Source organism: Candidatus Thiothrix phosphatis (assembly GCF_035668035.1).
GTDB classification, from domain to species: domain Bacteria; phylum Pseudomonadota; class Gammaproteobacteria; order Thiotrichales; family Thiotrichaceae; genus Thiothrix; species Thiothrix phosphatis.
In genome coordinates this window covers 1-2894 of sequence record NZ_JAYMYJ010000047.1, presented here as the reverse complement: position 1 = coordinate 2894, position 2894 = coordinate 1, and the positions used below count along the sequence as shown (strand labels likewise).

The following is a 2894-nucleotide window of genomic DNA, read 5'->3' as shown; positions in this document are numbered from 1 at the left end:
TCACCATCACCCCGGTCAATGATGCGCCGGTCGCCAACAACGATTCCGCCACCGTTGCCGAAGACGCCATCCTCAACGGCACCTCTGTGCTGGCCAACGACTCCGACCTGGACGGCGACACGCTGACCGTCAACACCACCCCGGTCACCGCCCCTGCCCACGGGACCCTGACGCTGAAGGCCGATGGAACCTATACCTACACCCCGAACGCCAACTTCAACGGGACAGACAGCTTCACCTATTCCGTCAGTGACGGCAAAGGTGGCTCTGACACCGCCACCGTCACCATCACCATTTCCCCGGTCAACGATGCGCCAATTGCCATGGATGATTCCGCCACCACCTTGGAAGGCTCCATCCTCAACGGAGCCTCTGTGCTGGCCAACGATTCCGATTTGGACGGCGACACCTTGACCATCAACACCACTCCAGTCACCGCCCCAGCTCATGGAACCCTCGTGCTGAAGGCCGACGGCACCTACACCTATACGCCGAACGCCAACTTCAACGGCTCCGACAGCTTCACCTATTCCGTCAGCGACGGCAAAGGCGGCTCTGACACCGCCACCGTCACCATTACCGTAGGCGCACAGAATGATGCTCCCACCGCCGTCAATGACACCGCCACCATCGCCGAGGATGCTGTCCTCAACGGTTCCAGCGTGCTGGCCAACGACACTGACCCCGATGGCGACACGCTGACCGTCAACACCACGCCAGTCACCGCCCCAGCCCACGGGACCCTCGTGCTGAAGGCCGACGGCACCTACACCTATACGCCGAACGCCAACTTCAACGGCTCCGACAGCTTCCGCTACGAAGTCAGCGACGGCAATGGCGGCAAGGCCGTCGCCACCGTCAACCTGACCGTCACTGCGGTCAACGATGCGCCGGTAGCCAACAACGACTCCGCCACCATCGCCGAGGACACCGTCCTGAATGGCTCCAGCGTGCTGGCCAACGACACTGACCCCGATGGCAACACGCTGACCATCAACACCACCCCTGTAACCGCTCCGGCTCACGGGACGCTGACCCTGAAAGCCGACGGAACTTATATTTACACGCCAGCCAAAGACTTCAACGGGACGGACAGCTTCCGCTACGAAGTCAGCGACGGCAACGGCGGCAAGGCCACCGCGACCGTCAACCTCACTGTCACCCCAGGCAATGACCCGCCGGTCATCACCTCCACCAACAATGTCACCTTCGCCGAAAACGGCACCGGGGTCGCGCTGGACGTGAATGCCACCGATGACGCGGATGCGGAAAACAACGGCCTGGCCTATAGCTTGCTGCCGGTGTTCGACGGCGCCCTGTTCTCCATTGACCCGGCCACCGGGGCCATTAGCTTCAAGGCCCCGCCGGACTATGAGACCCCCAAAGACAGCAATGGCGACAATGCCTACCTGCTCATGACCCAGGTCTGCGACAGCGGCAATCTGTGCACCGAACAAGTGGAGGTCATTGTGGTCACCAATGTGGTGGAGAACAATCCGCCACGCATTGTCAGCGCCGTGCTGCAAACGCCGGAAAACCAGACCTACGTCACCTCAGTGACAGCCACTGACCCGGATGCCGCCGACACCCTGACCTTTTCTATCCAAGGTGGGGCGGACGCAGCTTTGTTCAACATCAACCCCACCACTGGCGTACTGAGCTTCAAAACCGCTCCGGACTTTGAGCATCCAACCGACGCCAATGCAGACAATATGTATGAGGTGATTGTCAGCGTGACCGACAACGTCGCTCCCGACCATATCGATTCACAAGCATTGAAGGTGACCGTACTGGATGTGAAGGAGAACGCCGCCCCGGCCATCACCTCCAACGGCGGTGGAAGCACCGCCACCCTGACCCTGACGGAGGGGCTGACCGCAGTGACAACCGTCCAGGCGCTTGACCCGGATGGGGACACCCTGGCCTACAGCATCAGCGGTGGGGCGGACGCGGCCCTGTTCCAGATTGACCCGCTGTCCGGCAAGTTGAGCTTCAAGGCCGCGCCCGACTTCGAACATCCGGCGGATGCCAACGCCGACAACCAGTACATTGTCACCGTCGCTGTCCAAGACAACGGTGGCCTGGCCGATTCCCAAACCCTGACCATCAGCGTGCTCAACGGGCCGGAGATCAAACTGCAAGTGCGCGGCTTCCTGCAAGGCGCTTATGCCAGCAAGGACGGCATGATGAACGACAGCCTGCGCACCTTGGGGCTGATCCCCACCGCCCAGCCCTATGGCTCCGCCAGCCTGCCGTTCGCCTACCCAGGGACGGAAACCGCCGCCCCGGCACTGCTGGCCATGACCGGCAATGATGCGCCGGTGGACTGGGTGCTGGTGGAGCTGCGCGACCCCAACACGCCCAAAAACCGGGTCGCCGCCATGGCTGGCCTGTTGCAGCGTGATGGCGACGTGGTCGACGCCGCTTCCGGCAGCCGTACCCTGACCCTGGAGGACGTGGCGGCTGGCCAATACTACGTGACCCTGCGCCACCGCAACCACCTGGGCGTGACCACTGCCGCACCGCTGAACCTGTCCACCACCATAGCCAGCGTGGACTTCACCCTGGCCGCCACCGCCACCCTCGGCAGCAACGCCCGCCTGGTCAGCGGAACCACAGCCCTGATGTGGGCGGGTGATGCCAACAGCAGCGACTCGGTCATCGCCAATGGCCCCAGCAACGACATCAACGTCGTCCTCGGCAAGGTGCTGACCGCCCCCGCCAACACCCTCGCCAACAGCAACTTCCGCCTCGCCGGTTACTTCCCCTCCGACCTCAACATGGACGGTGTCAGCGTGTTCTCCGGCCCCAGCAACGACATCAACCTGCTGCTCGGCAATGTCCTGCTCCACCCGGCCAACACCGCCTTCGCCGCCAACTTCATCATCAATGGC

At 62.8% G+C, this 2894-nt stretch carries 1 protein-coding gene; it reads left to right on the top strand.

Translation table 11 applies throughout. From position 1 onward, the window contains the following. A partial coding sequence (locus tag VSS37_RS06040; protein ID WP_324693886.1) for an Ig-like domain-containing protein occupies positions 1 to 2894 on the top strand: 2894 nt, incomplete at both ends.